General features: G+C 74.5%; 25 protein-coding genes. 10 read left to right on the forward strand and 15 right to left on the reverse strand.

The features are described 5' to 3' along the window. Positions 1-168: 168 nt before the first annotated feature. From AB0O19_RS29630 to AB0O19_RS29645, 4 genes are all read right to left on the reverse strand, one after another. Complete coding sequence (locus AB0O19_RS29630) at positions 169-1,077, reverse strand: aminoglycoside phosphotransferase family protein (protein ID WP_363623888.1); 909 nt, start codon at positions 1,075-1,077, stop codon at positions 169-171. Between the two features lie 105 nt (positions 1,078-1,182). Beyond that, positions 1,183-1,878 (reverse strand): DUF6875 domain-containing protein, encoded by a 696-nt coding sequence (locus tag AB0O19_RS29635; protein WP_363623890.1) that lies wholly within the window; start codon positions 1,876-1,878, stop codon positions 1,183-1,185. After that, positions 1,875-2,540, reverse strand: a complete 666-nt coding sequence (locus tag AB0O19_RS29640) for a hypothetical protein (RefSeq protein WP_363623892.1) — start codon at positions 2,538-2,540, stop codon at positions 1,875-1,877. The genes AB0O19_RS29635 and AB0O19_RS29640 overlap by 4 nt, the downstream gene beginning before the upstream one ends. An 87-nt stretch (positions 2,541-2,627) precedes the next feature. After that, complete coding sequence (locus AB0O19_RS29645) at positions 2,628-4,007, reverse strand: aminotransferase class I/II-fold pyridoxal phosphate-dependent enzyme (protein WP_363623893.1); 1,380 nt, start codon at positions 4,005-4,007, stop codon at positions 2,628-2,630. 258 nt (positions 4,008-4,265) lie between these two features. On the opposite strand from AB0O19_RS29645, the gene AB0O19_RS29650 reads away from it, so the two are divergent. Beyond that, a complete protein-coding gene (locus AB0O19_RS29650) occupies positions 4,266-5,774 on the forward strand; it encodes a multicopper oxidase domain-containing protein (RefSeq protein WP_363623895.1) in 1,509 nt (502 codons plus the stop codon). 102 nt (positions 5,775-5,876) lie between these two features. On the opposite strand, the gene AB0O19_RS29655 is transcribed toward AB0O19_RS29650, so the two are convergent. Beyond that, complete coding sequence (locus AB0O19_RS29655; protein ID WP_363623897.1) at positions 5,877-7,367, reverse strand: FAD-binding protein; 1,491 nt, start codon at positions 7,365-7,367, stop codon at positions 5,877-5,879. Positions 7,368-7,430: 63 nt separating this feature from the next. Continuing rightward, a complete protein-coding gene (locus AB0O19_RS29660) occupies positions 7,431-7,850 on the reverse strand; it encodes a hypothetical protein (RefSeq protein ID WP_363623899.1) in 420 nt (139 codons plus the stop codon). Positions 7,851-8,129: 279 nt separating this feature from the next. Here AB0O19_RS29660 and AB0O19_RS29665 point away from each other — a divergent pair, with 279 nt between their 5' ends. Both AB0O19_RS29665 and pgm read left to right on the forward strand, forming a co-directional pair. After that, positions 8,130-8,429, forward strand: coding sequence for a YciI family protein (locus AB0O19_RS29665; protein ID WP_063352966.1), 300 nt, complete (start codon positions 8,130-8,132; stop codon positions 8,427-8,429). Between the two features lie 128 nt (positions 8,430-8,557). Then, positions 8,558-10,198, forward strand: coding sequence for a phosphoglucomutase (alpha-D-glucose-1,6-bisphosphate-dependent) (pgm, locus tag AB0O19_RS29670; protein WP_363623901.1), 1,641 nt, complete (start codon positions 8,558-8,560; stop codon positions 10,196-10,198). Between the two features lie 181 nt (positions 10,199-10,379). Here the strand turns inward: pgm and AB0O19_RS29675 are convergent, their stop codons facing one another. After that, a complete protein-coding gene (locus AB0O19_RS29675; protein WP_363624086.1) occupies positions 10,380-10,787 on the reverse strand; it encodes a MarR family transcriptional regulator in 408 nt (135 codons plus the stop codon). Positions 10,788-10,981: 194 nt separating this feature from the next. On the opposite strand from AB0O19_RS29675, the gene AB0O19_RS29680 reads away from it, so the two are divergent. Beyond that, on the forward strand, positions 10,982-11,386 hold the full coding sequence (locus AB0O19_RS29680) for a nuclear transport factor 2 family protein (protein ID WP_363589174.1): 405 nt from the start codon (positions 10,982-10,984) through the stop codon (positions 11,384-11,386). A gap of 33 nt (positions 11,387-11,419) precedes the next feature. Here the strand turns inward: AB0O19_RS29680 and AB0O19_RS29685 are convergent, their stop codons facing one another. After that, the gene (locus tag AB0O19_RS29685; RefSeq protein WP_363623903.1) at positions 11,420-12,616 is read right to left on the reverse strand and encodes an MFS transporter; all 1,197 of its coding nucleotides are present in this window, start codon (positions 12,614-12,616) and stop codon (positions 11,420-11,422) included. 111 nt (positions 12,617-12,727) lie between these two features. On the opposite strand from AB0O19_RS29685, the gene AB0O19_RS29690 reads away from it, so the two are divergent. Next, a complete protein-coding gene (locus AB0O19_RS29690; RefSeq protein ID WP_363623905.1) occupies positions 12,728-13,087 on the forward strand; it encodes a helix-turn-helix transcriptional regulator in 360 nt (119 codons plus the stop codon). A 101-nt stretch (positions 13,088-13,188) separates the two neighbouring features. Next, a complete protein-coding gene (locus AB0O19_RS29695) occupies positions 13,189-14,445 on the forward strand; it encodes an alpha/beta hydrolase (protein ID WP_363623907.1) in 1,257 nt (418 codons plus the stop codon). 155 nt (positions 14,446-14,600) lie between these two features. On the opposite strand, the gene AB0O19_RS29700 is transcribed toward AB0O19_RS29695, so the two are convergent. Further along, entirely contained in the window at positions 14,601-15,023 is a 423-nt protein-coding gene (locus tag AB0O19_RS29700; protein WP_363623909.1) for a tautomerase family protein, read from the reverse strand. 66 nt (positions 15,024-15,089) lie between these two features. Then, positions 15,090-15,791 carry an SDR family oxidoreductase gene (locus AB0O19_RS29705; protein WP_363623911.1) on the reverse strand — a complete coding sequence of 234 codons (702 nt, stop codon included), beginning with the start codon at positions 15,789-15,791 and terminating at the stop codon, positions 15,090-15,092. Positions 15,792-15,936: 145 nt separating this feature from the next. Here AB0O19_RS29705 and AB0O19_RS29710 point away from each other — a divergent pair, with 145 nt between their 5' ends. Beyond that, the gene (locus AB0O19_RS29710; protein ID WP_363623913.1) at positions 15,937-16,575 is read left to right on the forward strand and encodes a TetR/AcrR family transcriptional regulator; all 639 of its coding nucleotides are present in this window, start codon (positions 15,937-15,939) and stop codon (positions 16,573-16,575) included. Between the two features lie 541 nt (positions 16,576-17,116). On the opposite strand, the gene AB0O19_RS29715 is transcribed toward AB0O19_RS29710, so the two are convergent. Beyond that, positions 17,117-17,590, reverse strand: coding sequence for a MarR family transcriptional regulator (locus tag AB0O19_RS29715; protein ID WP_363623915.1), 474 nt, complete (start codon positions 17,588-17,590; stop codon positions 17,117-17,119). A gap of 149 nt (positions 17,591-17,739) precedes the next feature. Here AB0O19_RS29715 and AB0O19_RS29720 point away from each other — a divergent pair, with 149 nt between their 5' ends. From AB0O19_RS29720 to AB0O19_RS29730, 3 genes are all read left to right on the forward strand, one after another. Continuing rightward, positions 17,740-18,639, forward strand: coding sequence for an MBL fold metallo-hydrolase (locus AB0O19_RS29720; RefSeq protein WP_363623917.1), 900 nt, complete (start codon positions 17,740-17,742; stop codon positions 18,637-18,639). Between the two features lie 335 nt (positions 18,640-18,974). Continuing rightward, the gene (locus tag AB0O19_RS29725) at positions 18,975-19,454 is read left to right on the forward strand and encodes a hemerythrin domain-containing protein (protein WP_363623918.1); all 480 of its coding nucleotides are present in this window, start codon (positions 18,975-18,977) and stop codon (positions 19,452-19,454) included. 72 nt (positions 19,455-19,526) lie between these two features. Then, on the forward strand, positions 19,527-20,027 hold the full coding sequence (locus AB0O19_RS29730; RefSeq protein ID WP_363623920.1) for a hypothetical protein: 501 nt from the start codon (positions 19,527-19,529) through the stop codon (positions 20,025-20,027). Positions 20,028-20,146: 119 nt separating this feature from the next. Here AB0O19_RS29730 and AB0O19_RS29735 read toward each other — a convergent pair whose 3' ends face one another. The 4 genes from AB0O19_RS29735 to AB0O19_RS29750 form a co-directional block, all read right to left on the reverse strand. Continuing rightward, positions 20,147-20,338 (reverse strand): DUF397 domain-containing protein, encoded by a 192-nt coding sequence (locus tag AB0O19_RS29735; protein ID WP_363623922.1) that lies wholly within the window; start codon positions 20,336-20,338, stop codon positions 20,147-20,149. A gap of 77 nt (positions 20,339-20,415) precedes the next feature. Then, entirely contained in the window at positions 20,416-21,006 is a 591-nt protein-coding gene (locus AB0O19_RS29740; protein ID WP_363623924.1) for a DUF5919 domain-containing protein, read from the reverse strand. 102 nt (positions 21,007-21,108) lie between these two features. Further along, positions 21,109-21,321 (reverse strand): DUF397 domain-containing protein, encoded by a 213-nt coding sequence (locus AB0O19_RS29745; RefSeq protein WP_363623925.1) that lies wholly within the window; start codon positions 21,319-21,321, stop codon positions 21,109-21,111. Next, positions 21,305-22,141: a helix-turn-helix transcriptional regulator gene (locus AB0O19_RS29750; RefSeq protein WP_363623927.1), complete on the reverse strand. Its 837-nt coding sequence runs from the start codon at positions 22,139-22,141 to the stop codon at positions 21,305-21,307. The genes AB0O19_RS29745 and AB0O19_RS29750 overlap by 17 nt, the downstream gene beginning before the upstream one ends. Between the last annotated feature and the right edge of the window lie 107 nt (positions 22,142-22,248).

The following is a 22,248-nucleotide window of genomic DNA, read 5'->3' on the forward strand; positions in this document are numbered from 1 at the left end:
CCGACGTCATGGCGCCCTCCCAGACCGCCCGCGTCAGCGAGGCGTTGGCGGGCCGCGCGCTGCCCGTCCTCCTCCACGGACAGCGCGCGACCTGAGGGCCGCCGTCCCGGCGCATCCGAGTCGGCGACCGACGCGCGCGGTGAACCCGTCCCGACCGGCCGGGACGGCTCACCGCGCGCCGGCGGCCTCCAGGATCGCGGACAGCCGCGCCAGGCATTCGCCGACGAAACCGGGATAGGTGCCCCAGTAGTACGACAGCCCGCCGACCCCGACGCCGACCGCCCACGCCCGGGCCCGCAGCCACGTCACGTCGTCGAGGCCGAGGGCGTCCCAGTACGCCTGGCGGGCCGGGGACGGAAGGTCCCACACCGTGGCGTGCTCGGCGTCGGGAAAGCCGACCGACAGGCATCCGAAGTCGATGACCGCGTGCAGCCCGCCCTGCCGGACCAGCAGGTTGGAGGGTTTCAGGTCGCCGTGCAGCCACACCTGGCGCCCGGACGGCCCGGGCAGGTCGAGCGCGCTGCGCCACAGGTGCAGCAGGTGCTCGATGTCGAGGTCCAGGCCCGGGATCGTCCGGCACTTCTCGAAGCATGCGGTGATCGACTCGTCGCTGTCGCGCAGGTCGCCCCCGCGGTACCAGTGGAGCGCGCCGCGGCGGACGGCCCCCATGAGCGGGACGCAGTGCAGGCCCTTGACGACCGCCGCCAGGTCGGCCCCGAAGGCGGGCCAGTCGGTGACCGACCCCGGGCCGGGCTCCTCGCCGTCGATCCAGCGGTACACCGACCAGGCGAGCGGGAACACGGCGCTCGGGGCCCCGGCGTGCACCGGCTCCGGGACGCGGCACGGAAGGTGCGGCGCCAGCCGCGGCAGCCAGGTCAACTCCTTGCGCACGGAGTCCGCGCTCTGCGCCGTGCGCGGCAGCCGCACGAGCAGGTCGTCGCCGAGCCGGTACATCGTGTTGTCCGTGCCCGAGCCGGCCGGCGAGACGGACAGGTCGGCCCATTGCGGCCGCTGCTCCCGGAGCAGGGAGCGGACGACCGCCTGGTCCGCGAAGACCTCGTTCTCGTGAAGCGCCACGGTGAGAGCCTTCACGCCGGGCGCCACCGCCGCCAGCGATTTTCCCCGGTGGGGCGCGCGCGGAGCCGGGCGCCGACCCGGCTCCGCGCGCAGGGGGGCCGCGGCTCAGGCGGCGGTCAGGCGGGCGGTCCTGCGGTGTTCCGTCATGCCGGAGACCAGCTGGTCGCGGATGCGGGCGGGGACCTGGGGGGCGAAGCGGGCCAGGTAGTGGGCCAGGTGGGCCTCGTCGTCGACGAGGAAGGGCAGGTCGAAGACGAGGAGCTTGCGCACCGCCAGCAGCGGCACGGGCGCGCGCAGCGGCCTGAAGGAGCGGTTCCACAGGCCCCCCTCCTCGCAGACGGGGTGGAACTGGCCGATCATCAGGCCCTGTTCGACGAACTCGTCCTTGGCCTTGCGCTGCGCCTCGTCCAGCGCGGTGGAGTCGGCCCGGTCCAGGCCCGGCAGCACCAGCAGCACGGTCAGCAGCTCCCGGTCCGACTCCTCCGTCAGGCCGGCCAGCAGCCGGTCGTACCAGGCGCGCAGCTCGCCGACCAGCGCGGGCAGGTCGCCGCCCGCGCCGGTGTCGGCGACGGCGACGTGGAACAGGCCGCGGCGCAGCGAGGGCTGGGTGTAGGGGCAGACGGGGCCGCTGCGCCCGAGGTCGGGGTGGGCGGTGGTGAGGAAGCGCCGGCTCCAGGCGAGGATCTCGGCGGCCTCGGGGTGGTGGTCGGCGGCGCCGGCGTCGATCTGCTCGGGGGAGTAGACGCGCAGCGCGGTGTCGATGCGCAGCGCGGTGTCGATGTCGAGGGTGTGGGTGGTCATCGGGGGCCCCGCCACACGGGGGTCAGGCGGGGGCCGCCGGCGGGCAGGGCGATGGCCTCGCCGAAGCGGGTGAAGCCGCCGGCGCCGCAGACCCGGGCGCCGCCGGGGGAGCTGGTCTCGGCGTAGGCGGCCTGGCCGTCGTGGTCGACGCGGGCCAGGAAGGCGCGCAGGAGGGCGGTGCCGGTGCCGGTGTGGCGGGCGTCGGGGTGGGCGCCGACGAACGCCAGGTAGTGGTGGGGGCGGTGGCGCGGGTGGCGGCGGGCCTGGAGGCGGGTGATGGCGGCCAGGCGGCGGGCGGATTCGGGGTGGGCGTCGGCGTCGACGGCCGCGTCCAGGGCGCGGGCGGCCGCCTGGTCCTGCCCCCCGGGGTGCTCCCACACGCCGGGGGGCAGGAAGAGCAGCGCGCCGACGGGGGCGGCGTCGTCGGGGTGCTGGGCGGTCAGGGCGCCGCCGTGGGCCAGGCACTGGTCGACGTGGACGCGGAAGAAGGCGGGCAGGATGCGGGCGCGGTGGGCGTCGTCGGGGAAGGCCCAGCGGGTGAGCGGGTCGTCGTGGAAGGCGGCGGCGAGCACCCGGGCGAGGGCGGGCGCCTCCTCGGGGCGGGCGGGGCGGACCGCGGGGGCCGCGAGGGCGGCGCCCGGCGGGACGGTGGCGGTGGTCAACGGACACTCCTCGGCAGACAGGCGGCGGGCGGCGGGGCGGCAGGGCGGTCGTACGGGGGGCGCGCTCGTACGGGGGATGTCGGGGCCTCAGGGCCGGGCGGTGGCGAGCGCGGTCAGGCGCGCGTGCAGGGCGGGCAGGTGGTCCTCGGCCTCGGGCTTGATCAGGACGCTGCGCAGCACCGAGGCCCCGTCGGCGTCGGCCGCGGCCGCCGGGTGGCGGCGGGTGAAGTCGGCGGCGTCCACCCGCAGCAGGCTCAGGTAGAGCGGGTCCTGCTCGTCGGCCATGCCCTGGCGCAGCACGTGCCGGCTGGCGGCGTCGACGGCGGACATCGGCGCCCCACCCGGGGTGGGGTGGTAGGTGACGATGTCCAGTTGCGGGCGCTGGTGGAGGGTCAGGTGCGGGCTGTCCTCGATCAGATCCGCCCAGGCCAGGGCCGCGCGCCGCCCGCCGGCCAGGACGGCGCCCAGGCCCTGGGGGGTGAGCGGCAGCAGTTGCAGGGTCAGCCACAGGGCGGCGGCCGCGGCGCCGGCGCGCGAGCATTCCAGGCTGATCTCGCCCAGGTGCAGTTCGGCGTCGGTGAAGTAGGTGTAGGGGGAGTCGTGGGCGAAGTGGCGGCCGATGTCGGGGTCGGCGAACAGCACCGCGCCGCAGCCGTAGGGCTGGAGGCCGTGCTTGTGCGGGTCGACGGTGACGGAGTCGCAGCCGGCGATGGCCCGCCACGGCGCCGGGTCCAGCCCGAGGGCGGCGGCCTGGGTGTCGTCGGTGGCCAGCAGGGCGAAGAACCCGCCGTAGGCGGCGTCCACGTGCACCCGCACTCCGTGGCGGCGGGCCAGTGCCAGCACCTCGTGCACCGGGTCGACGGCGCCGAGCCCGGTGGTGCCGGCGGTGACGACCACCGTGCCGACGCGGCCGGTGGCGAGCAGGGCGGCCAGCGCGTCGACGTCCATGCGCCCGTCCGCGTCGCAGGCCACCGCGTGGCCCTCGATGCCCAGGACGTGGCACATGCGGCTGTGCGTGTAGTGGGACTGCGCGCTGTAGGCGACGCCGAGCCCGGGGTGGCTCTGGCGGGCCACGTACAGGGCTTCCAGGTTGGCGATGGTGCCGCTGCTGGTGAGGTGGCCCACGTGGCGGGGCAGGCCGAACATGGCGGCGAGCTGGGCGACGCACTCGCGTTCCATGTCGTTGGTGGCGGGCCCGCCCTCGTAGGCGTGGTTGTTGGGGTTGAAGCGCATCGCCGTCAGGTAGCCGACGACGGCGGCCGGGTGCGGCGGCTTGACCATCTGCCCGGCGTAACGGGGGTGGAAGAACGGGTAGTTGTGCTCCAGGCGCTTGGCGAAGCGCTCGAACGCGGCGGCGAAGTCCGCGTCGTCCACCTGGTGCGAGGGATGCGGGCTGTACGGCCCGAACCGCTCTCCCCACTGCTCGGCGACCTCGGCCGCCCTCGGCAGCCAGTACCGCAGGTCCACGCTCCGGCCCTTCCCTTCGAGGGATCCTCCAGTGTTCTGCGAGCCACGGTGACCGCCCGCCGCAAGCGGCCCGCAACACCCGCAGCTCACCGCGCGCCCCGCCCGCGACCCGCCCCGCGCGGTCCACCGGGCCTCAGCCGGACCCCAACCCGGCGCAAGGATCCGCTGCTGCAATCACCCCCGGAACCCGCCCCCGCCCCACCCGCCGGGGCCGCACGGGCACACCGCCACACCGGGCCGGCAGCAGGAGGACGCGCGATGGTGACCAGACGCAGGATGATCGGCGCCGCCCTGGCGACCGGGGGAGGGGTCCTGCTCATGCGCACCACCCTGCGCCCGGCCGCCTCCGTCGAGACCGCCGCCGCCGCGGCCGCCCACACCCACCCGGGCCCCGCCGCCTCCGCCGCCGAGGCCGACCCGGGCCCCGACGCCGGCCCCACCCTGGCACCGAAGTTCACCGCCGCGATGCCCCTGCCCCCGGTGCTCGCCCCCGTCTCCACCGACGGCGCCGCCGACACCTACGCCGTCACCATGCTCAAGGCCTACGCCCGCATCCTGCCCGGGCACCGCACCGACGTCCTCACCTACAACGGCGCCTTCCCCGGCCCCGTCATCCGCGCCCGCTCCGGACGCCCGGTCGTGGTGCGCCAGACCAACCTGCTGGACGACCCCGTCTCCGTCCACCTGCACGGCGCCCGCGTCCCCGTCGCCTCCGACGGCGGCCCCATGAACCTCCTGGACACCGGCGCCACCCGCACCTACACCTACCCCAACGACCAGCCCCACGCGAGCCTGTGGTTCCACGACCACGCCCACCACCTGGAGTCCGAGCACGTCTACCGGGGCCTGGCCGGCACCTACCTGATCACCGACGCCACCGAAGCCGCCCTGCCGCTGCCCGCCGGCCGCTACGACCTGCCCATCGCCCTGCGCGACGCCCGCTTCGACCCCCAGGGCCGCCTCGTCTACCGCATGGACGACCCCCTCAACCGCACCACCATCCTCGCCAACGGCCGCCCCTGGCCCAAGGTCGAGGTCGCCGCCCGCAAGTACCGGCTGCGCCTGCTCAACTCCTCCAACCTGCGCTTCTTCTCCCTGCGCCTGGCCGACGGCGGCCCCCTCACCCAGATCGGCTCCGACGGCGGCCTGCTGGAACGCCCCCACGTCACCGACACCGTCGACCTCTCCCCCGGGGAGCGCGCCGACGTCGTCGTCGACTTCTCCCGCTACCCGGTCGGCTCCAGCATCGTCCTCACCAACTCCATGCCCCCCGGCCCCGCCGAACACGTCGGCCAGGTCCTGCGCTTCGACATCACCCGCGCCGCCGACGACCCCAGCCGCGTCCCCGCCCAGCTGCGCACCCTGCCCGCCCTGGGCGCGGCGGCCCGCGAGCGCACCGTGGTCCTGGAGTACCAGGAGAAGCCCGGCGCCGCCCCGCTCGGACTGATCGACGGCAAGGTGTACGACCCGGCGCGGGTGGACGCCTCGGTGGCGTTCGGCACCTCGGAGATCTGGACGGTCGTCAACGCCAACAAGGACGTCCCGCACAACTTCCACCTGCACCTGGTGCAGTTCCGGGTGCTGGCGCGCAACGGCGCCGCGCCCGGCCCGGCGGAGTCCGGCCTGAAGGACACCGTGCGCCTGCTGCCGGGGGAGAGCGTGCGCCTCCAGGCCCTCTTCGACTCCTACCGCGGCCGCTACCCCTACCACTGCCACCTGCTGGACCACTCCGCGATGGGCATGATGGCGCAGCTGGAGATCACCTGACCCCCTTTTACCCGCCCCCCGGCGGGGGCCGCCCGCCCCCCGCTGGGCCGCCCGCCCCCGCCGGGCCGCCCGCCCCCCCGCGGGCGGCCCGGGGCCCGGCCGTCAGCCGGCGTGGATGCCCTGGCCCGGCGCCAGGATCCCCGCCGGATCCCACCGCCGCTTGGCCCGCTCCACCCGCTCCCACAGACCGCCGTAGTGGCGCCGCCAGTCCGCCCCCGTCATCCCCGGCACCGCCCCGATCAGGTAGCGCTTGCCGCCCAGCGCCACCGCCCGGTCGTACAGCCGCCGGTTGCGCTCCAGCATCGCCGCCGTGTCCGCCCCCGGCGCCGGGAACGCCAGCAGGTCGAAGTGCCAGCCCACCGGCTCCTGCGGCAGCACCGCCAGCGGCGCCCCCACCCGCGCCCGCGCGTACGGGTAGAACAGCAGCAGCCCCGCCCCCAGGTCCGCCGCCGTCAGCAGCGCGGTCGCCTCCCGCATGAACACCCCCACCGTCGAGGCGGGCAGGAACAGGCTCAGCCACGGCTTCGGCAGCCCCCAGAACCCGGCCGCCCGCAGGTACCCCGCGAACGCGTCCACCCGGAACGCGTACTCGCGCCAGCTCTGCTCCACCACCGTCGTCTCGCCCGGCACCCCGTGCAGCCCCGCCAGCAGCGCCTCCCGGTCCACCGCCCGCCCCGCGTCCCCGTAGGCCACCAGCTCCGCCGTGTAGCGCCACCGCTGCCCGTCCGCGCTGCGCACCACGTTGCCGACCTGGAGGTCGAAGCGGCCCTGGGCCAGCACCTTCTCCTGGTCCGCGCGGTAGAGGTCCGCGTCGTCGTAGGCCAGGGTGAACACGGTGGCGCGCTCGCGCGCCGGCACCAGGGCGAGCGTGGCCCGCACGATGATCCCCACCTGCCCGCCGCCGGCCAGCACCGCCTCGAACAGCTCCCGGTTGTGCTCGCGCGAGGCCGTCACCAGCTCGCCGGTGCCGGTCACCACGTCCAGCGACCGCACGGTGTCCGCCTGCAGCCCGTGGCGCTGCACCGCCCCGCCGATGCCGCCGACGCTGAGCGTCCCGCCCACCGACAGGTGCAGGTAGTCCGTCAGGCACGGCGGCATCCAGCCCGCCGCCAGCGCCGCGTCCGTCAGCTGCGCCCAGGTGGCGCCCGCCTCCACCACGGCGAGCCCGGGTCCGACGGAGAGGATCCGCGACAGCCCCCGGGCGTCGATCGCGATGCCGCCGCGCGGGTTGGCCTGGCCGTAGCTGGAGTGCGACTCCAGCCCGCCGTCGCCGACGACCGCCTGGTCGCCGCTCTGCCCGTTGACCGCCACCGGGATGCGGTGGCGCCGGGCGAAGGCCACCACCTTCTGGACGTCGCGCACCGAGGCCGGGCGCAGCACCGCGCGGGGCGAGGCGGTGACCAGGTGCCCGAAGTCGGAGGAGAACCGTTCCACCTCGGCGCCCCGCAGGGCCACCGTGCCGTCCAGGGCCGGCAGTTGATCCACGTCCTCGCCCGGCTCGGCGGCCCAGGCGCGGGCGGCGGTGTTCCAGCCGACGACGGCGGCGCCGGCGCCGGCGATCAGTGCGCGGCGGGACAGACCTGAACTGCTCATACGAGAACTTCTCCGATCAGTCGTCAAATAGGGATTGTTGTACCGCAACCACCCCGCGACCACCTACCTCCCCGCACGCCCCTCCTGCTGCTCCCGCTCCAGCTCCGCCAGCGCGGCCGCGACGTACTCCCGCATCCGCACCTGGTGGGCCGGGGCGCCGGCGGGGATGTGCGCGCAGGCGGCCCGCGCCTCCTCCAGCAGCGCCCGCCGCGCCTCGGGCAGGTGCGCCACCCGCGGCGAGGCGGCCGCCGTCCACAGCACGTGGGCGAGCTTGTAGGCGTACACGTGCGGGCTGACCGGGAACAGCGCCCGGTACACCCACAGCCCCTCCGGGGCGTCCAGGACCCACTCGTTGTGGCTCAGCAGCCGCACCCGCGCCTTGAGCACCAGGTCCCTGTGCGCCACGTCCCTGCGCGCCACATCCTTGTGCGCCACATCCTTGTGCGCCACGTCCTTGTGCGCCACGTCCCTGTGCACCGTCATCCTCGCGTCCCCCTTCGTCCGTTCACCGCCCACCGCCCCCGGCGCGATGCGGCCCGTGCGCAGCACGGCGCGCGCCCCGGCCGCCCTGGGCAGGGGGCCGGCGCGTGGCCGAAGGAGTGGATGCGGACGAGTCTGCGGGCTGCGCCCGCCCCCCGGCAAGGCGTGATCCGGGTGCTCTGCGTCCTACCGCAACCCCCCGCTGAACTGGCACAATGGGGTCCGCTACACGCCGCGAGCCCCGGCCGCGAGGCCCCTGCCGTGCGGGGCTAGCCTGGTCGCATGTTCGTACTTGAGCTGACGTACACCGCCCCGCTGGAGCGCATCGACGCCGCCCTGCCGCAGCACGTCGAGTGGCTGCGCGGGCACTACGAGGCCGGCACGTTCCTCGCCTCGGGCCGCAAGGTGCCGCGCGAGGGCGGGGTGATCATCGCGCTGGGCGAGGACCGCGCCGCGGTCGAGGAGCTGACCCGCACCGACCCCTTCGCCCGCGAGGGCCTGGTCGCCTACACGGTGACCGAGTTCCTCGCCACCACCACCGCGCCCGCCCTGGACGCCTACCGCCAGCAACTGCCCGCCTGAACCCCGGCCCCTGAACCCCGGCCCCGCCGTGCCCCGCCCCGCCTCGCGGTTCGGGGCACGGTCGCGTTCTGGCTACGATCGGTGGCACGGGGCAAGGACGCGTACGGGAAGTTGGCGGGAGAAGACGGATGGCACACGCACGGGCCGGGCAGTTGGCGCAGCCGGATGACCTGGTGGATGTGGCGCGGCTGGTGACGGCGTACTACGCGCTGAACCCGGACCCTCAGGAGGTCGGCCAGCGGGTGGCGTTCGGCACCTCGGGCCACCGCGGGTCCTCGCTGGACGCCGCGTTCAACGAGGACCACATCGCCGCGACCACGCAGGCGATCTGCGAGTACCGGGCCCAACAGGGCATCGCCGGACCGCTGTTCCTGGGCGCCGACACGCACGCGCTCTCGGAGCCGGCGAAGGTGACGGCGGTGGAGGTGCTGGCCGCCAACGGCGTGCAGGTGCTGCTGGACGCGGCCGACGGCTACACCCCCACGCCCGCGGTCTCGCACGCGATCCTGGCCCACAACCGGCGCAGCCCCCGGGCGCTGGCGGACGGCATCGTCGTCACCCCCTCGCACAACCCGCCGCGCGACGGCGGCTTCAAGTACAACCCGCCCAGCGGCGGCCCGGCCGGCTCGCAGGCCACCGGCTGGATCCAGGACCGCGCCAACGAGCTGATCCGCGAGGGCCTGCGCGGCGTCAAGCGCGTCCCGTACGCGCGGGCGCTGGCGGCGGCGACCACCGGGCGCCACGACTACCTGGGCACCTACGTCGAGGACCTGCCCGCCGTGCTCGACCTGGACGCGGTGCGCGCGGCCGGGCTGCGCATCGGCGCGGACCCGCTGGGCGGGGCGTCGGTGGCGTACTGGGCGCGCATCGCCGAGACGCACCGCCTGGACCTGACGGTGGTCAACCCGGTCACCGACCCGACCTGGCGGTTCATGACGCTGGACTGGGACGGCAGGATCCGCATGGATTGTTCTTCGCCGTCCGCGATGGCCTCCCTGATCGGCCGCAAGGACGAGTACGCCATCGCCACCGGCAACGACGCGGACGCCGACCGGCACGGCATCGTCACCCCCGACGGCGGCCTGATGAACCCCAACCACTACCTGGCGGTGGCCGTCGACTACCTGTACCGCCACCGCGCGGACTGGCCCGTCGACGCCGCGGTCGGCAAGACGCTGGTGTCCTCCTCGATGCTGGACCGGGTCGCCGCCGACCTCAAGCGCGAACTGGTCGAGGTGCCGGTGGGCTTCAAGTGGTTCGTCGACGGGCTGGCGGAGGGCTCGATCGCCTTCGGCGGCGAGGAGTCGGCCGGCGCCTCGTTCCTGCGCCGCGACGGCGGGGTGTGGACCACCGACAAGGACGGCATCCTGCTGGCCCTGCTGGCCTCCGAGATCACCGCCGTCACCGGCGCCACCCCCAGCGCCTACTACCGCGAGCTGACCGAGCGCCACGGCGCCCCCGCCTACGCCCGCGTGGACGCCCCGGCCGACCGCGAGCAGAAGGCCCGTCTGGCCCGGCTCTCCCCGCAGCAGGTCACCGCGGGCGAGCTGGCCGGCGAGGCGGTGACCGCGGTGCTGGCCGAGGCGCCCGGCAACGGCGCACCGATCGGCGGCATCAAGGTGTGCACCGACAACGCCTGGTTCGCGGCCCGCCCCTCCGGCACCGAGGACGTCTACAAGATCTACGCCGAGTCCTTCCTCGGCACCGGCCACCTGGCCCGGGTGCAGGAGGAGGCCCGCGCCCTGGTCGGCGAGGTCCTCGGCGCCTGATCCCCGCGCCCGCGGGTGCCCCGGACCGGTTCCCCGGCCCGGGGCACCCGCGTTTTCCGGGCCCGTCCTTCCCGGAGGTGCTGTCCCGCGCGCCCCGTCGCCCCTTAACCCCGCCGCCCCGCGCGCCCCTTGGCCCCGCTGCTCCTTGGCCCCGCTGCTCCTTCGCTCCGCCGCCCCGTGCTCAGCCGAACGGGCCCTGCTCGGTGAAGCGCCGCAGCGACCGGGCGAACGCCTCGGCCTCCCCGGGCGGCCAGGAGGCGAGCGCCTCCTCGATGCCGCCGGCCAGGCGCCGGCGCATCACCGCCACGGTGCGCTCGCCGGCGCCGGTCAGGGTCAGCAGGGTGGCGCGCTGGTCGCGCGGGTCGGCCTCGCGGCGCAGCAGCCCGGCCTCCTCCAGGCGGGTGGCCCGGCGGCTGACCCCGGAGCGGTCCAGGCCGATCTCGGCGGCCAGGTCGGCGGCGCTGCGCGCCCCGGTGCGGGCCAGGCCGGAGAGCACGGGGTAGGTGACCTCGTCCACCGCCTCGCCCAGGCCCTCGGTCAGGCGCCGGTAGAGCGCGGCGCGGGCGGGGCGGCGCAGCAGGACGGCCAGGGCCTGGGCGACGGCGTCCCCGAGGCCGGAGGCAGTTTCAGGAACGGGGTCGGGGTCGGGGTCGGGGTCGGGGATTTCGGGGGAGTGGTCCACCCCCCGATCATAGCGTGCGCGACGCACGCGTTCCTGGGGTACGCTCATCCCATGAAGCGTGCGCCACGCACGCATTGTCGGATTCCGAGAAGGGAACCCCCATGCCCGCCACCGCCCCCCGCACCACCATCGCCGCCGCCCTCGACGACCTGCTCTTCACCCCCGGCCTCGACCTGGAGACCGCCGTCGAGCGCCACTTCACCCCCGACTACCGCCAGCGCACCGACGGCCGCTGGGACGACCGCGCCGCCTTCACCGACCACATCCGCCACCTGCGCGCCGTGGTCGCCTCCGGCCGCGTCGAGGTCCACGAGGAACTCCACGACGGCGACCGCACCGCCACCCGGCACACCGTCGACGTCCTCAAGACCGACGGCACCCAGGTCTCCATGGAGGTCTACCTCTTCGGCCAGTACGGCCCCTGCGGGCGCCTGCGCCGCATCGAGGAGACCACCCTGCTGCTCGCCGGAGCCGAGGCCGACCGCAACCTCGGCTCCGCCCGCTGAGGCCCCGCCCGCCGAACCCCGCCCGCCCGAGGATCAGGACCGCGACGGTGCCGGCGCCGGCACCGTCGCCTCCTCCTCCGTCGGCGCACCCGCCCGCGCGTCCCGCGTGGTCGCCGCCGCCGTCACCGCCGCCACCAGCGCCAGCCCCGCCGCCGCGAACGGGAACCACCGCCCGCCCAGCACCGCGATCGCCGCACTGCCCGCCACGCCCCCGGCCGCCGTCCCCAGGTACAGCGCACTGCTGTTCAGCGAGATCAGCAGCGGCGCGTTCCCCGGATCGATCGACGCCAGCCGGTGCGGCAGCGCCACCGACACCGCCCACCCCGCCAGCGGCACCACCGCCGCGTACACCAGCGCCCCCGGCATGCTGCGCCCCAGCCACGGCAGCGCGGCGAACGCGCCCGCCGCCACCGTCGAGCCGGTGAGCAGCACCCGCCGCACCCCGACCCGGTCCACCAGGCGCCCGCCCAGCCAGCTGCCCGCCACCGACATCACGCCCGCCGTCAGCAGCACCAGGCTCAGCCGGTCCGCGTCGCCCCCGGTCGCCCCCGAGACGGCGGTGGCCAGGTAGATGTAGACGCACTGGAAGGCCAGGAAGAACGCCAGCGTGGTGGCCGCCGCCCCCAGCACCCGCCGCTGCCCCAGCGGGGCCAGGCGCGCCCGCAGCCCCGGCGCCGCCACCGGCGCCGGCAGGTCGCGCAGCAGCAGCGCCAGCCCCGCCAGCGCCGCCACGCCCAGCGCGGTGACCAGCCACATCGTCATCCGCCAGTCGCCGCGCCCCACCCAGGTGCCCAGCGGCACGCCCAGCGCGGTGGCCACCGTCATCCCGCCCAGTACGGTGGCCAGCGCCCGTCCGCGCCGCTCGGGGGCGACCAGGGTGGTGGCCACCGCGTTGGCGGTCGGCGTGTACAGCGCGGCCCCGGCCGCCGCCAGGACCCGGGTGGCCAGCAGCAGGCCGTAGTCGGGGGCGAGCGCGCTGAGCGCGTTGGCCGCGCTGAACACCGCGAGCGCGGTCAGCAGCAGCCGCCGGCGCGGCCAGCGGGCGGTGAGCGCGGCCAGCACCGGGGCCAGCAGCGCGTAGCCGAGCGCGAAGACGGTGACCAGCTGGCCCGCGGCCGGCACGGACACCCCCAGGTCGGCGGCGATCGGGCCGAGGATGCCGGCGACGACCATCGAGTCGGTGCCCATGGCGAAGGTGCCGAGGGCGAGCAGGAGCAGGCGTACGGGCATGGGAAAGCCCCCCGATTGTTTGACGATAGGGCAACAGTTTGACGCTCGTCAAACACTAGGGATGGGTGGATGATTGTCAAACCAATGTCCAGCCGACGAGGACCACGCGCCATGACCGAAGACGAGCGGCTGCCCCAGCCCACCACCGCCGACATCGACCTCGTCACGGTCCTGCACGCCCTCGGCGACCCCGTCCGGATGACCCTGCTGCTCAGCTACGCCGACGGCGCCGAACACTCCTGCGCCCCCCGCGACCTGGGCCTGGACCACCTCCACAAGTCGACCGTCTCCCACCACATGCGCGTCCTGCGCGAGGCCGGCGTCACCACCACCCGCGTCGCCGGGCGCAACCGCTTCGTCAGCCTGCGCCGCACCGACCTCGACGCCCGCTTCCCCGGCCTGCTCGACGCCCTCCTCACCGGTGCGCCCGCCGCCCCTGCCGCGCCCGCTGGGCCCGCCGTCTCCGGCTGAGGCCTGCGCCCCGGGGCCTATGCCCGCGGTCGTACCCGCCGCCCGGCAGCTCCTCCGCCGGCCCGACGCGCACGCAGGGCCCGACCCGCCACCGTGGGCCCATGACCACCCCGCACACCGCCGCCGCCCCGCACACCGTGACCGCCCCACGGGTCGGCCGCCGCAGCGCCCTGGCCGCCCTGGCCGCCACCGCCCTGCTCACCGCCGCGGGCACCGTCCCCGCCCGCGCGGCCACCCGCGCCGCCGCCCCGCCCTCACCCCCGGACCGGCCCCCGCGCCTGACGCTGCCCGCCCCCACCGGGCCCCACCCCGTCGGCACCACCACCCTGCACCTGGTCGACCCCGCCCGCCCCGACCGCTGGGCCCCCACCCCGCGCCCGCGCGAACTGCGCACCCGCCTCTGGTACCCCGCCGCCCGCGTCGCCGGCCACCCCCGCGCCCCCTGGATGAGCCCCGCCGAGACCGCCCACCTGGAGACCGCCTACTTCCAGGTCCCCGCCGCGAGCCTGGACTGGCCCACCACCCACGCCCACACCGACGCCCCCGCCGAGACCTCGTGCCGCCACCCCGTCGTCCTCAACTCCCACGGCTCCGGCGGCGACTCCGCCTTCAACACCGCCCTCGCCGAGGAACTCGCCTCCCACGGCCACGTCGTCGCCGCCGTCGACCACACCTTCGACGCCGGCGAGACCGAATTCCCCGGACACCGCCTGGAAGTGCGCGACAAGGCCGCCGTCCAGGCCATGACCGACGCCGACATCGTCGCCTACCGCGCCGCCGACGTCCGCCTCGTCCTCGACCGCCTCACCGACCTCGCCGCCGACCCCGACGCCGATCACCGCCCCCTGCCCGCTGGCCTCGCCCAGGCCCTCGACCCGGACGCCGTCGCCATGTTCGGCCACTCCATGGGCGGCGCCACCACCGCCCAGGCCCTCCACGACGACCCCCGCATCCGCGCCGGAGCCGTCCTCGACGGCCCCCTCTTCGGCACCTGCGCCACCGCCGACCAGCCGCGTCCCCTGCTGCTCATGGCCTCCACCTGGGCCAGCCCCGCCCGCGACGCCATGTGGGACACCCTGTGGCCCCACCTGACGGGCTGGCGCCGCCGGCTCACCCTCACCCGCTCCGGCCACCTGTCCTACACCGACCTCCAACTCCTCGTCCCCCAGGGGCAGGACGTGATCGCCTGGCCCGCCGACCAGCTGGAGCACTTCCTCGGCACCGGCGACCCGCTGCGCGCCGTCACCGCCCAACGCGCCTACCTCACCGCCTACTTCCAGCTCCACCTGCGCCGCCGCCCCACCACCCTCTTCGACGCCCCCTCCCCGCGCTACCCCGAGATCACCCTCGACGCCTGAACCCGCCTGAACCCGCCTGAACCGGCCAGGACCCACCGCCCGAGGGGTGCCGGGGCGGTGGGTCCTGGAGTGGGAAGTCGGCCTGTCCGACTTCCCACGGCGGCGCCGTGCCGGGGCGTCCGTCGACAGGAGACCGGCAGGAGGCCGGCAGGGGATCAGTAGGGGGTCGGGCGGTTCTCGCGGGCCCACAGCTGTTCGGCCTCGCTCTGGGACGGGGGCGGGGCGATCCCGTCCATCATCCACAGGTCCCGGGGCGTCTCGTCGATGTGGAACTCGCAGTACAGGCCGCGCCCGGTGGTGTGGGGCGCGAGGAGGGCGGCGAGGGCCTCCCGGGTGCGCTTGCGCAGGTCGGGGTCCTCGGTGTGCCGGGCGATGTGCTCGACCACGATCCGCACCGCGTCGTGCGCGGGCTGGTCGCCCACGTGGAAGGAGTCGGCGCCGATCTCGTGGAAGAGCGTCATCACGTAGAACTTCGGCAGCCCGAAGCGGGTGTAGAACCCGGTGATGTCGGCGGCGAGCTGCTGCTTCTGCCCGGGGGTGTAGGTGCCGGGAGGGTGGTAGACGTGCCACAGCGGCATGGGTGTTCTCCTCGGTGTCGGCCGGCGGTGGCCGGCGGGTTTCGACGGGTTTCGGCGGGGCGCGGTTCAGCGGCGGATGGGGATGGTGAGGCCCTCCACCGGGCCGGGGAGCGCGGACTTGAGCGCCCGGGTGAGGTCGTCGACGAGGACTTCGCGATCGCCGCGCTCGACGCCGTCCAGGACGATGCGGGCCACCTCGGCGGCCGGGATCTTGTCGACGGGCAGGGCCGCCACCATCTCGGTGTCCGCGAAGCCCAGGTGCACGCCGACGACCTGGGTGTGCTGGGCGGCGAGCTCCAGGCGCAGGGAGTTGGTCAGGGACCACAGGGCGGCCTTGGAGGCGCCGTAGGCGCCGGCGCCCGCGCCCCAGGACAGCGCGGAGTGGATGTCGACCAGCGCCCCGCCGCCACGGGCCGCCAGCACCGGCGCGAAGGCCCGGGCGATGCGCAGCGGGCCCAGGACGTTGGTGTCGAAGGTCGCCTGGACCTGCCGCAGGTCGCCGGTGAGCAGCGCTCCCGGGTACAGGACGCCGGCGTTGTTGAAGACGAGGTCGACGTCCTGGACGCGCTCGGCCAGGGCGGCCACCGAGGCGTCCTCGGTGACGTCCAGGGCCAGGACCTCCACCCGCCCGTCCTCGCTGGGCACGGGGGTGCGGGCGGTGGCGTAGACCTTCTTCGCGCCGCGCGCCAGCAGTTCCCCGACGAACGCCCGGCCGAGGCCGCGCAGGCCTCCGGTGACCAGGGCGGTGGAGCCGTCGATCACGGTCATGTGCGTGTTCCTCGCTCTCGGAAGGCGGCGCCCGCAGCCGGAGCACCGCAACGTTTAGATTATTACCATCATCTAAACTGGATGGGGAAGCCCGGATGGGAAAGTAGGACCACCACCACCGCAGGACGAGGAAAGGAACGCAGGCATGCCCCGCGTGTCACGGGCCGAGGCCGAACGCCACCGCCAGGAGGTGATCGACCACACCGCCAGACTGATCCGGGAGCAGGGCTCCGACCAGGTCAGCGTCCCCCGGGCGATGGCCGCCGCAGGCCTGACGCACGGCGGCTTCTACCGGCACTTCACCTCCAAGGACGACCTCGTCGCCCAAGCCCTCACGGCCGCCTTCACCGAACGCCGCGAGGCCATGGACCGCCTCGCCGACGACCCCACCCCCGACCCGGCCGCCGCCGACCCGACCGCGCCCCAACACCCCACCCCCCGCGCCGAGTTCCTCGCCCGCTACCTCTCCACCCCCCACCGCGACAACCCCGGCCAGGGCTGCGCCGCCGCAGCCCTGGCCGCCGACGCGGCCCGCGCCGAACCCGGCTCCCCGCTGCGCACCGCCTTCACCGCCGGACTGCGCGACCTGGCCGACGGCTTCCAGCACCTGCCCGACGCCGCCGACCGCGAGAGCGCCCTCGCCGACCTGTCCACCATGGTCGGAGCCCTCCTCCTGGCCCGCGCCAGCGAGGACCCCGCCCTGTCCGACGAACTCCTCGCCGCGGCCCGCCACCGCCTGACCACCCCCGCCGCGGACGCGGACACGGGTGCGCCGTCCGCGTAGGGCCCGCAGGCTCAGCCCGTGATCGCGCGCACCCGGCCGGGGCCCGGGTGCGGCTCGTACGCGGTGCTGCACTCGCTGATCAGCGTGCCCGCCTTCGCGCCGCAGGGGCACAGCTGGTTCATGCCGCTCGGGCCGTCGGGGTGGCAGCCCCCCGGGAATGCCTCCCACCGGGATGCGGCTGGAGTGACGGTGCGTCATCGGGGTGCAGGACCACGGTGTTCCGGGGCCCCGCGGACACCGGGAACCCGTCGCCGTCCGGATCGCCGACGCAGGGACCCCGGCGAAGACCGGCAGGCATGCGTCGGAGGGCGCGAGCGGGGCGCCCCACGGCCCGGGTTCCAGGGCGAAGAAGCCGGGCAGTCTGGTCAGCGGTCCGGCGATCGGGGGCGGCCGCAGGCCGCGCACGCGAACACGGTCACGGTCGCAGGCCGCCCACGCGAACACGGTCACGGTCACCCGGCGTTCCCGACACCCGGCGCGCGCCCTGCCGGCCGGACAGGACCTGGCCGCTGCGCCGGGGGAGTGCGGGGCCCGCGCCGATCTACCGGCCCGGCGGGCGGCCTCCGGCCGGGCCGGGCGGCTGGCCGGGGCAGAGGCGGGTGGCCAGTTCGAGCAGGTCCCGGAGGGCGTGCTGCTGGGGGGCGGTGAGGCCGGCCAGTGGCGAGTCCTGGGTGAGGAACGCGAGCAGGCGCGTGCGCAGCGCCGCGCCCTCGGCGGTGAGGACGAGGTGCTTGGCGCGGCGGTCGGTGGGGTGCGGTCGGCGCTCGACCAGGCCCTGCTTCTCCAGCCGGTCGACGACGAAGGTGGTGTTGGAGGGCTCGCAGTTCATGCGCTGGGCGAGTTCGCGCATGGTCAGCGGCCCGGTCATCTCCCGCAGCGCGGTCGCCTGGGGCGCGGTCAGGCCCAGGGTGACGGCGCGTTCGCGGACGTGGTCGGCGATCTGCTGGGCCAGCCCGTTCACCAGGCCGCACAGCTCCCATTCGGGGGTGGCCTGCGGTCGGGGGGGCGTCGTCATGGCTCCATCCTAGCGAGTCCATCAAGCCATCATATTTATCACTTGAACCTTTATATCTTGAATCTTTCTAGCTTGATGCTTACGGTGGCAGGGCCGCCGCCGTCGCCACCGGCCCGGCGGCGGACCGACACCGAAGAGGGGAAGGGACCATGGCGAACTTCGAAGCCGACGCGGCCCACCGGGACGAGCGGCTGCGACGGCCCTCCGGCATCCGCTCCGTACAGCTCGGCGACACGAAGGTGACCTTCGTGCCGGACGGCGTCGTCCTGCTGCCGCCGCGTGGCTGGCTGCCCGAGACCACCGACCGGACGTGGGCGGAGCGCCCGCAGTACCTCGACGCCTCCGGCCAGTTCGTCGCGACCGTCGGCGCGCTGCTCGTCGAGCACGCCGGGCGCGCCCTGCTGATCGACGCGGGCTTCGGGCCCCGCTCGCTGCCGGCGGACCCGAGCGTCCCGCACGGCCCCGGCCACGGCGGCGCGCTCCTCGACAACCTCGCCGAACTCGGCCGCCGGCCGGACGACATCGAGGCGGTGGCCTTCACCCACCTGCACTCCGACCACACCGGCTGGGCCTGGCACCCCGCCCCCGGCGGCGACCGGCCGGCCTTCGCCCACGCCGACTACCTGGTGTCCGAGGCGGAATGGGCCGGCCACCTCGCCCGGCCGGACGGGCCCGGCGCGGTCGAGGGGGCCGCCGTCCTGGCACCGCGCGTGCGCACGGTCGCGCACGGGCAGGAGGTCTTCCCCGGCGTCCGGGTGCACGTCGGCGCCGGCCACACCCCCGGACACGCCGAGTACACCGTCACCGCGGGCGGGCAACGGCTGATCGCCTTCGGCGACGCCATGCACTCGCCCGTCCAGGTCGACCACCCCGAGTGGTCCGTGTCCGTCGACCACGACCCGGCCCGCGCGGTCGAATCCCGCCGCCGCCTCGTCGCCGAACTCGCCGAACCCGACACGATCGGCTTCGGCGTCCACTTCGCCGACGTCGTCTTCGGCCGCGTCCGCCACGACGGCCCCGGCCCCGCCTGGCACCCGCTGGACGCCTGACCGGCCCCCGGGCCCCGCCCGGGGCCCCTTCGGGGGTGTCCACCGCGCCCGCCCGGCCGGCCGGCCTTCGGCGCGGATCCCGCACGGCTCCGGCATCGCCGCGGACGTCAGGCGACGCCGGAGCCCCCGCCGTCACCACCCGCATGCCGCTCGACCGCGCTCGGAACCCGCCGGAAGCCGGGCCGCGGGGCCACGATGTCCGGGGAAGCCTTCGGCACCCACCCGCGACGGCGCTTGCCGTGGCGCCGCGGCCCGTGATCGGATGGCGCCAGCATCGCGTGCCGGTGACGGACAGCGTCAGGCATGGAGGTGCGGAACCGAAGGGACCGCCCTCCGTGGCCTCCCAGGACGGCGACCGCGCGGTCGCCCTGAGCCTTCAACTCTCCCAAGCGCACCAGGAACTACGCCGCCAGGTCGGCCGGATCAGAGCCGGAATCGGACAGCGCCGCCCGGGCGACGACACGTTGCGCACCCACTGCCTGGCCTTCTGCGCCGCGCTGACGGCACACCACCAGGGCGAGGACGAGGGCATGTTCGCCCACCTGCTGCGCGAACGCCCGCAGCTCGCCGGGACGGTCGCCAAGCTCGTCGAGGACCACGAGATGATCGCCGCCATCCTCACCAGGGTGCGCGAACTCGCCGACCACGCCGCCGAATCGCCCGGCGACGGGCTGGAAGCGGTCGGGCGCGAACTCGACGGACTCACCGCGATCATGGAATCCCACTTCGCCTACGAGGAACGCACGATCAGCGAGGCCCTCGACAGCGCGGTACCCGACGGCGGCTGGCCCGACCAGGTGTTCCGGTTCGGCTGACGAGCGAGCCCCTGCCTGCGGGGGAACGGAATTATGTTGTGACGTGAGGGCCGTCGCTGTAGACATGCCGCGATGACGATTTTTCATTGCGCCGCCTGCGGCGAGGCCCTCACGGCCGACCTTGAGCCCCTCCCGGCGGTTCCTGCCCGGCACCTGTTCGAGGGCGAGCTCGTCAACGGCCGGCGACAGGCCCCGCCCACCATGCCCCGTGGCCACTACGCCGTCGATCCGCAGCCGCACGGGCCGCCCTTCGTCCCGGCCGATGACCAGGACGACTGGCCCCCCGCCTACCCCGGCGGCCCGTGCATCAGCGACTTCGACGGAACGGTCGTCGTCTCGGCCGGGCCCCGGAACACCTTCGTCCTGCACCCCGAGGACGGGACCGGCCTCACCTGGCACACAACAACGACCGGGCCACCCAGCTGCTGCGGAGCCCCCGGCGACGGCCCACCCAACCGTGCCTGCCACTGCGGCGCCGTGGTCGGAAGCGAGATGTCGGACTGCTACACACCCTACGAACTCCACCTGCTGCCCGACGCCGTCCGCCCCGCTGCCCACACCCCCGACCACTGACGCACGCGGCCACACGGACCCCACGGGCGACTGGACGGCCAGGGCAAGGCCGTCACGCGCACCCAAGCCGTCGACTCAGCGACACCGGCCAGTTCCTCTTCCCCACCCAGGAATTGCCGCTACCGGGCGTCGAACTCACCCGCGCGGACGGCGGCGACGAAGGCCCGCCAGGCGGGGGAGCGGAAGAGGAGGACAGGCCCGTCGGGGTCCTTGGAGTCCCGGACGGGCTGCACACCGGTGAAGCCGTCGGCGACCTCGACGCATTCGCCTCCGCCGCCGCTGTAGCTGCTCTTGCGCCAAGTGGTGTCCATCGCGGTTGCCTCCTGCGGCCGGAGTGGAAAGTCGATGGGGATGACTTCCCACTCCGGCGCCGGGTTAGACGCAGGTGTCAGCGCGGGCCGGAACGGATGTCGCTGCCCCGGGACCAGAGTTCTTCGACGTGTTCGGCGAAGCGGTCGAACATGCCGTTCTCCTCGCTGCGCCGCAGGTGCATCAGGGGTGAGTCGTGGCCGACGGTGCGGGCGAGGTGGGGCGTGACGAGGGCGTGCTCGTCGAAGCGGAAGACGGAGAGGCCGACGTGGTTCGGGCCGTCGTCCGGAGCGCTGAACCGGGCCTCGATGCCCTCGGTGCCGGAGAGCTTGGCCAGGTTCTCCAGGGTGACCCTGATCCTGGTGGACACCGTGAGCGCCACGTCCTCGATCTGCTCCCGCTGACGCGTCGTGTCGGAGACCGGATCCCCGAGGAGAAACCGGACCCGGCAGCCGCTCTCGGCCTTGCGCCGCAGAGTCTGCAACAGGGCGGGCTGCTCCAGCCACACGAAGTAGCTGGTGTAGCCGGCGAGGAAGATGTCGGACCGGGCCTCGGCGATCAGCTGCGCCCAGACCGACTGCGGGCAGGCCGAGCGGTACGGGTAGACGGCGAACACCTCCCGGTCGTGCCCGGTCTTGACGTTCGCCCGGACGGTGTTGGGCCAGATCATCCGTTCATCACCCCCTGAGGTCACGGCGGCGGGGTTGAACCGGGTGGAGGGGTTGAGAAGGCCCCGCCGCCCTGGATCGGGGCGTCGGGGCCGGAGTTGCTGCTACCGGGCGTCGAACTCGCCAGCGCGGATGGCGGTGACGAAGGACTGCCAGGCGGGGGAGGGGAAGAGAAGAGCGGGCCCGTTGGGGTCTTTGGAGTCGCGGACCGGGACGATGCCGGGGAAGGCGTCGGAGACCTCGACGCACTGGCCGCCTTGTCCACTGCGCGTGCTTTTGCGCCAGCGAGCGCCGGATAGGTCAAGGTGCACTTTCAAATTCCTTCCGTACTACGCGGATCAGCTCAAGCGACGGGGCCAGAGGTAGTGCCTCGGCTTGCAGCCGATCGTACTCCCTGGCCCAGTCCATGAGGCTTTCGGCGTCGCGCTCCAGAAGACCACGCTGGTGGCTCTCCGAATAGCCGAGCAACGAACGATTCGGCATCGTCAGAAGCGTCACCGGGTGTGCGAACGGCCGGTGCTCTCCGAGACCGAGCGGGGCTACCTGGATGGTCATGTTCGGCCGACCAGCCAGCTCTTCCAAGTGAGCCAACTGGCGCGCCATCACTGCTGGTCCACCGATCGGCCGTCGCAGGCTCCACTCGTCGAGTACGGCCTGGATGTATGGCGGAGAAGGCTGGTCGAGCCGCTTCTGCCGGGAGAGGAGGAACCGCACTCGCTCGTCGGCCTGCTGCTGCGTAACGGTCCCACGCTTGACGGGTGCCTGCTCGTAGGCCGCCGCGTAGTCCGGAGTCTGGAGGAGTCCTGCGATGACTCCGATTTCGAAGAGCCGGATGGCGGTCGCTTCGGCTTCCTTGTCGGCGTACTCAGGGAAACCCTCTATCAGGATGCTGTGTTCGAGCTGGTCGAGCATCAGGCCGAGCGTGCCGCCGGTGGCGAGGTGCTCGTCCACGAGATCGACGAATCGGCGGCTCGGCGCGCGGATGCCGCGTTCGATGCTGGAGATGTAGGCACCGGAGTAGGCGATGGCCTCTCCGAGTTCCGTCTGGGTCAGGCCGCGTGCCTCGCGTGAACGGCGGAGCTGAATCCCGAGGGTCGCGTACGGGGATGACGCAGGATCAAGCTTCTTACGGTTCATGATGCTTCCCAACTGAACCATGCTGAACTGGCGACTTCAGATGCTTCCCTAGGAGGGGGTCGTTCCGCAAGTCTTTCCCACACAGAAAGTGAAGGATTGACTGCGGA

The organism is Kitasatospora sp. NPDC091276 (assembly GCF_040684355.1).
Lineage (GTDB): Bacteria > Actinomycetota > Actinomycetes > Streptomycetales > Streptomycetaceae > Kitasatospora.

Coding starts and splice junctions, on each gene's coding strand:
- AB0O19_RS29635 (WP_363623890.1), bottom strand. CDS start 1,878: ATGACCACCCACACCCTCGACATCGACACCGCGCTGCGCATCGACACC.
- AB0O19_RS29650 (WP_363623895.1), top strand. CDS start 4,266: ATGGTGACCAGACGCAGGATGATCGGCGCCGCCCTGGCGACCGGGGGA.
- AB0O19_RS29655 (WP_363623897.1), bottom strand. CDS start 7,367: ATGAGCAGTTCAGGTCTGTCCCGCCGCGCACTGATCGCCGGCGCCGGC.
- AB0O19_RS29660 (WP_363623899.1), bottom strand. CDS start 7,850: ATGACGGTGCACAGGGACGTGGCGCACAAGGACGTGGCGCACAAGGAT.
- AB0O19_RS29665 (WP_063352966.1), top strand. CDS start 8,130: ATGTTCGTACTTGAGCTGACGTACACCGCCCCGCTGGAGCGCATCGAC.
- pgm (WP_363623901.1), top strand. CDS start 8,558: ATGGCACACGCACGGGCCGGGCAGTTGGCGCAGCCGGATGACCTGGTG.
- AB0O19_RS29680 (WP_363589174.1), top strand. CDS start 10,982: ATGCCCGCCACCGCCCCCCGCACCACCATCGCCGCCGCCCTCGACGAC.
- AB0O19_RS29685 (WP_363623903.1), bottom strand. CDS start 12,616: ATGCCCGTACGCCTGCTCCTGCTCGCCCTCGGCACCTTCGCCATGGGC.
- AB0O19_RS29690 (WP_363623905.1), top strand. CDS start 12,728: ATGACCGAAGACGAGCGGCTGCCCCAGCCCACCACCGCCGACATCGAC.
- AB0O19_RS29695 (WP_363623907.1), top strand. CDS start 13,189: ATGACCACCCCGCACACCGCCGCCGCCCCGCACACCGTGACCGCCCCA.
- AB0O19_RS29700 (WP_363623909.1), bottom strand. CDS start 15,023: ATGCCGCTGTGGCACGTCTACCACCCTCCCGGCACCTACACCCCCGGG.
- AB0O19_RS29705 (WP_363623911.1), bottom strand. CDS start 15,791: ATGACCGTGATCGACGGCTCCACCGCCCTGGTCACCGGAGGCCTGCGC.
- AB0O19_RS29710 (WP_363623913.1), top strand. CDS start 15,937: ATGCCCCGCGTGTCACGGGCCGAGGCCGAACGCCACCGCCAGGAGGTG.
- AB0O19_RS29715 (WP_363623915.1), bottom strand. CDS start 17,590: ATGACGACGCCCCCCCGACCGCAGGCCACCCCCGAATGGGAGCTGTGC.
- AB0O19_RS29720 (WP_363623917.1), top strand. CDS start 17,740: ATGGCGAACTTCGAAGCCGACGCGGCCCACCGGGACGAGCGGCTGCGA.
- AB0O19_RS29730 (WP_363623920.1), top strand. CDS start 19,527: ATGACGATTTTTCATTGCGCCGCCTGCGGCGAGGCCCTCACGGCCGAC.
- AB0O19_RS29735 (WP_363623922.1), bottom strand. CDS start 20,338: ATGGACACCACTTGGCGCAAGAGCAGCTACAGCGGCGGCGGAGGCGAA.
- AB0O19_RS29740 (WP_363623924.1), bottom strand. CDS start 21,006: ATGATCTGGCCCAACACCGTCCGGGCGAACGTCAAGACCGGGCACGAC.
- AB0O19_RS29750 (WP_363623927.1), bottom strand. CDS start 22,141: ATGAACCGTAAGAAGCTTGATCCTGCGTCATCCCCGTACGCGACCCTC.